The sequence below is a fragment of the Embleya sp. NPDC005575 genome, assembly GCF_040605455.1.
GTDB lineage: Bacteria > Actinomycetota > Actinomycetes > Streptomycetales > Streptomycetaceae > Embleya.
Map to the genome: position 1 here is coordinate 1 of NZ_JBEXCV010000285.1, position 5547 is coordinate 5547.

Consider the following 5547-nt stretch of genomic DNA (forward strand, 5'->3'; position numbering starts at 1 on the left):
CACGTAAATTCCGGCGGCGTCCTACTCTCCCACACCCCTTCGAGTGCAGTACCATCGGCGCTGGAGAGCTTAGCTTCCGGGTTCGGAATGAGACCGGGCGTTTCCTCTCCGCCAAGACCACCGGAAAACCATCGAACCCGACAAAGGGTCGTTCGGTGAACCAGAAATCACATGCGGTGATTCAATTATCAAAACGGGTTCCCCGAAACCGATTGCGGTTCGGGAACCACACAGTGGACGCGTAGCAACTGAGGACAAGTCCTCGGCCTATTAGTACCGGTCAGCTCCACCCCTCACAGGGCTTCCACACCCGGCCTATCAACCCGATCGTCTCTCGGGGGCCTTACCCAACCGAAGTTGGTGGGAGTCCTCATCTCGAAGCAAGCTTCCCGCTTAGATGCTTTCAGCGGTTATCCCTCCCGAACGTAGCCAACCAGCCATGCCCTTGGCAGAACAACTGGCACACCAGAGGTTCGTCCGTCCCGGTCCTCTCGTACTAGGGACAGCCCTTCTCAAGACTCCTACGCGCACAGCGGATAGGGACCGAACTGTCTCACGACGTTCTAAACCCAGCTCGCGTACCGCTTTAATGGGCGAACAGCCCAACCCTTGGGACCTACTCCAGCCCCAGGATGCGACGAGCCGACATCGAGGTGCCAAACCATCCCGTCGATATGGACTCTTGGGGAAGATCAGCCTGTTATCCCCGGGGTACCTTTTATCCGTTGAGCGACGGCGCTTCCACAAGCCACCGCCGGATCACTAGTCCCTGCTTTCGCACCTGCTCGACCTGTCGGTCTCACAGTCAAGCTCCCTTGTGCACTTACACTCGACACCTGATTGCCAACCAGGATGAGGGAACCTTTGGGCGCCTCCGTTACCCTTTAGGAGGCAACCGCCCCAGTTAAACTACCCATCAGACACTGTCCCTGATCCGGATCACGGACCCAGGTTAGACATCCAGCACGACCAGAGTGGTATTTCAACGATGACTCCACGAACACTGGCGTGTCCGCTTCAAAGTCTCCCACCTATCCTACACAAGCCGAACCGAACACCAATATCAAACTATAGTAAAGGTCCCGGGGTCTTTCCGTCCTGCTGCGCGAAACGAGCATCTTTACTCGTAGTGCAATTTCACCGGGCCTGTGGTTGAGACAGTCGAGAAGTCGTTACGCCATTCGTGCAGGTCGGAACTTACCCGACAAGGAATTTCGCTACCTTAGGATGGTTATAGTTACCACCGCCGTTTACTGGCGCTTAAGTTCTCAGCTTCGCCCCGAAGAGCTAACCGGTCCCCTTAACGTTCCAGCACCGGGCAGGCGTCAGTCCGTATACATCGTCTTACGACTTCGCACGGACCTGTGTTTTTAGTAAACAGTCGCTTCTCGCTGGTCTCTGCGGCCACCACCAGCTCACCGTGCAAGACGGATCACCAGCAATGGCCCCCCTTCTCCCGAAGTTACGGGGGCATTTTGCCGAGTTCCTTAACCACAGTTCACCCGAACGCCTTAGTATTCTCTACCTGACCACCTGAGTCGGTTTGGGGTACGGGCCGCCACGACACTCGCTAGAGGCTTTTCTCGGCAGCATAGGATCATCCACTTCCCCACAATCGGGTCGGCATCAGGTCTCAGGCTATATGAGAGACGGATTTGCCTATCTCTCGCCCTACACCCTTACCCCGGGACTACCACCGCCCGGGCTGGACTACCTTCCTGCGTCACCCCATCGCTCACCTACTACCCGATTGGTTCGGCGGCTCCACCAAAACCGTTCACCCGAAGGATCCCGGCGGCTTCACGGCCTTAACATCACGAGGTTCAGCGCTGGCGCATCGTAGCGGGTACGGGAATATCAACCCGTTGTCCATCGACTACGCCTGTCGGCCTCGCCTTAGGTCCCGACTTACCCTGGGCGGATTAGCCTGCCCCAGGAACCCTTGGTCATCCGGCGCACACGTTTCTCACGTGTGATTCGCTACTCATGCCTGCATTCTCACTCGTGCAGCGTCCACCGCTGGTTTCCACCGCGACTTCACTCGCTGCACGACGCTCCCCTACCCATCCGTACGCCTGAACCACGAAGGCTTGGCTATATGTACGAATGACACGACTTCGGCGGTGCGCTTGAGCCCCGCTACATTATCGGCGCGGAATCACTTGACCAGTGAGCTATTACGCACTCTTTCAAGGGTGGCTGCTTCTAAGCCAACCTCCTGGTTGTCTGTGCGACTCCACATCCTTTCCCACTTAGCGCACGCTTGGGGGCCTTAGTCGGTGCTCTGGGCTGTTTCCCTCTCGACCACGGAGCTTATCCCCCGCAGTCTCACTGCCGCGCTCTCACTTACCGGCATTCGGAGTTTGGCTTATCTCAGTAACCTGGTGAGGCCCATCAACAATCCAGTGCTCTACCTCCGGCAAGAAACACACGACGCTGCACCTAAATGCATTTCGGGGAGAACCAGCTATCACGGAGTTTGATTGGCCTTTCACCCCTAACCACAGGTCATCCCCCAGGTTTTCAACCCTGGTGGGTTCGGGCCTCCACACGGTCTTACCCGCGCTTCACCCTGCCCATGGCTAGATCACTCCGCTTCGGGTCTTGGGCGCGCGACTCAATCGCCCTGTTCGGACTCGCTTTCGCTACGGCTACCCCACACGGGTTAACCTCGCCACACACCGCAAACTCGCAGGCTCATTCTTCAAAAGGCACGCAGTCACGGCCACCCGTGTAAACACGAATGACGACGCTCCCACGGCTTGTAGGCACACGGTTTCAGGTACTATTTCACTCCCCTCCCGGGGTACTTTTCACCTTTCCCTCACGGTACTAGTCCGCTATCGGTCACCAGGGAATATTTAGGCTTAGCGGGTGGTCCCGCCAGATTCACACGGGATTTCTCGGGCCCCGTGCTACTTGGGAAATGCGCAAGCAAGCCGCACATGTTTCGTCTACGGGGGTCTTACCCTCTACGCCGGACCTTTCGCATGTCCTTCGACTACATGTACGGTTTCTGACTCGCCGACCGGCCGGCAGACCGATCAAGCACACTCCCACGACCCCGATCACGCAACCCCTGCCGGGTATCACACGTGACCGGTTTAGCCTCATCCGATTTCGCTCGCCACTACTCTCGGAATCACGGTTGTTTTCTCTTCCTGCGGGTACTGAGATGTTTCACTTCCCCGCGTTCCCTCCACACACCCTATATATTCAGGTGCGGGTGACAGCCCATGACGACTGCCGGGTTTCCCCATTCGGACACCCCCGGATCACAGCTCGGTTGACAGCTCCCCGGGGCCTATCGCGGCCTCCCACGTCCTTCATCGGTTCCTGGTACCTAGGCATCCACCGTGCGCCCTTAACAACTTGGCCACAGATGCTCGCGTCCACTGTGCAGTTCTCAAACAACAACCGATTCCCACAGACCTGAAGGCCACGCCTACCAACCTTGCGGCTGGCGGTTCGAAGACCGTCCGAGGATCGGAACCTTCCCGAGACAACAGACCAGCCCCAACGGTCAAAAGACCGTGGGGCCGGGCCCATTCCCTCAGGACCCAACAACGTGCCCGAACCATCCCCATCCACGCTCACGCTTTCCACGCCCTTGCAGGCAGTACTTGCGATCCCGATTCAGGAAACGATCCGAATAGTCAACGTTCCACCCATGAGCAACCGTGTGACACAGATGGTCACATTCGGCTATGTGCTCCTTAGAAAGGAGGTGATCCAGCCGCACCTTCCGGTACGGCTACCTTGTTACGACTTCGTCCCAATCGCTGGTCCCACCTTCGACGGCTCCCCCTCTTGCGAGTTGGGCCACCGGCTTCGGGTGTTACCGACTTTCGTGACGTGACGGGCGGTGTGTACAAGGCCCGGGAACGTATTCACCGCAGCGATGCTGATCTGCGATTACTAGAGACTCCGACTTCACGGGGTCGAGTTGCAGACCCCGATCCGAACTGAGACCGGCTTTTTGAGATTCGCTCCACCTCGCGGTATCGCAGCTCATTGTACCGGCCATTGTAGCACGTGTGCAGCCCAAGACATAAGGGGCATGATGACTTGACGTCGTCCCCACCTTCCTCCGAGTTGACCCCGGCAGTCTCCTGTGAGTCCCCATCACCCCGAAGGGCATGCTGGCAACACAGAACGAGGGTTGCGCTCGTTGCGGGACTTAACCCAACATCTCACGACACGAGCTGACGACAGCCATGCACCACCTGTACACCGACCAAAAGGGGCACCTGTCTCCAGATGTTTCCGGTGTATGTCAAGCCTTGGTAAGGTTCTTCGCGTTGCGTCGAATTAAGCCACATGCTCCGCCTCTTGTGCGGGCCCCCGTCAATTCCTTTGAGTTTTAGCCTTGCGGCCGTACTCCCCAGGCGGGGAACTTAATGCGTTAGCTGCGGCACGGACGACGTGGAATGTCGCCCACACCTAGTTCCCAACGTTTACGGCGTGGACTACCAGGGTATCTAATCCTGTTCGCTCCCCACGCTTTCGCTCCTCAGCGTCAGTATCGGCCCAGAGACCCGCCTTCGCCACCGGTGTTCCTCCTGATATCTGCGCATTTCACCGCTACACCAGGAATTCCAGTCTCCCCTGCCGAACTCTAGCCTGCCCGTATCGAATGCAGGCTCGGGGTTAAGCCCCGAGTTTTCACATCCGACGCGACAGGCCGCCTACGAGCTCTTTACGCCCAATAATTCCGGACAACGCTCGCACCCTACGTATTACCGCGGCTGCTGGCACGTAGTTAGCCGGTGCTTCTTCTGCAGGTACCGTCACTTTCGCTTCTTCCCTGCTGAAAGAGGTTTACAACCCGAAGGCCGTCATCCCTCACGCGGCGTCGCTGCGTCAGGCTTTCGCCCATTGCGCAATATTCCCCACTGCTGCCTCCCGTAGGAGTCTGGGCCGTGTCTCAGTCCCAGTGTGGCCGGTCGCCCTCTCAGGCCGGCTACCCGTCGTCGCCTTGGTAGGCCACTACCCCACCAACAAGCTGATAGGCCGCGGGCCCATCCTGCACCGCCGGAACTTTCAACCCCCCACCATGCGGAGGAGGATATTATCCGGTATTAGCTCCGGTTTCCCGAAGTTATCCCAGAGTGCAGGGCAGGTTGCCCACGTGTTACTCACCCGTTCGCCACTCATCCACCCCGAAGGGCTTCAGCGTTCGACTTGCATGTGTTAAGCACGCCGCCAGCGTTCGTCCTGAGCCAGGATCAAACTCTCCATTGATGTTCACCGGTAATCCGGTGGAACACAATAAGTGAGCGGCGACTCTCCCGGAGGAATAGTCCGAGTATGTCGCCGGCGTCCTTGCTGTGACCTGGGCCCACTGACAGGACCCAGGATTTTCTTCAAAGGAACCACCAACACTGACCGCTACTCCCCGAGTGGGAAGACGTTCAGCGCCGGGGGTGTTTCTTTGGCGTTGACTTTTGGCACGCTGTTGAGTTCTCAAGGAACGGACGCTTCCTTTGGTGCGGAGTCAACCGCGCCCTCCGGGCGTTTAACGTTCAAGGTGTTTCATTGTGTTTC

The 5547-nt window shown here is 58.0% G+C and carries 3 rRNA genes; all 3 read right to left on the bottom strand.

Annotation, left to right across the window (positions count from 1 at the left end):
• Nucleotides 1–8: 8 nt before the first annotated feature.
• The 3 genes from rrf to ABZS54_RS41895 all read right to left on the bottom strand — a co-directional run bounded on the left by rrf (nucleotide 9) and on the right by ABZS54_RS41895 (nucleotide 5244).
• Nucleotides 9–125 (bottom strand): 5S ribosomal RNA (rrf, locus tag ABZS54_RS41885).
• A gap of 125 nt (nucleotides 126–250) precedes the next feature.
• A 23S ribosomal RNA gene (locus ABZS54_RS41890) occupies nucleotides 251–3378 on the bottom strand.
• A gap of 342 nt (nucleotides 3379–3720) precedes the next feature.
• Nucleotides 3721–5244: ribosomal RNA gene (locus ABZS54_RS41895) — 16S ribosomal RNA — on the bottom strand.
• Together the 16S, 23S and 5S rRNA genes form the textbook arrangement of a ribosomal RNA operon.
• Nucleotides 5245–5547: the final 303 nt, after the last annotated feature.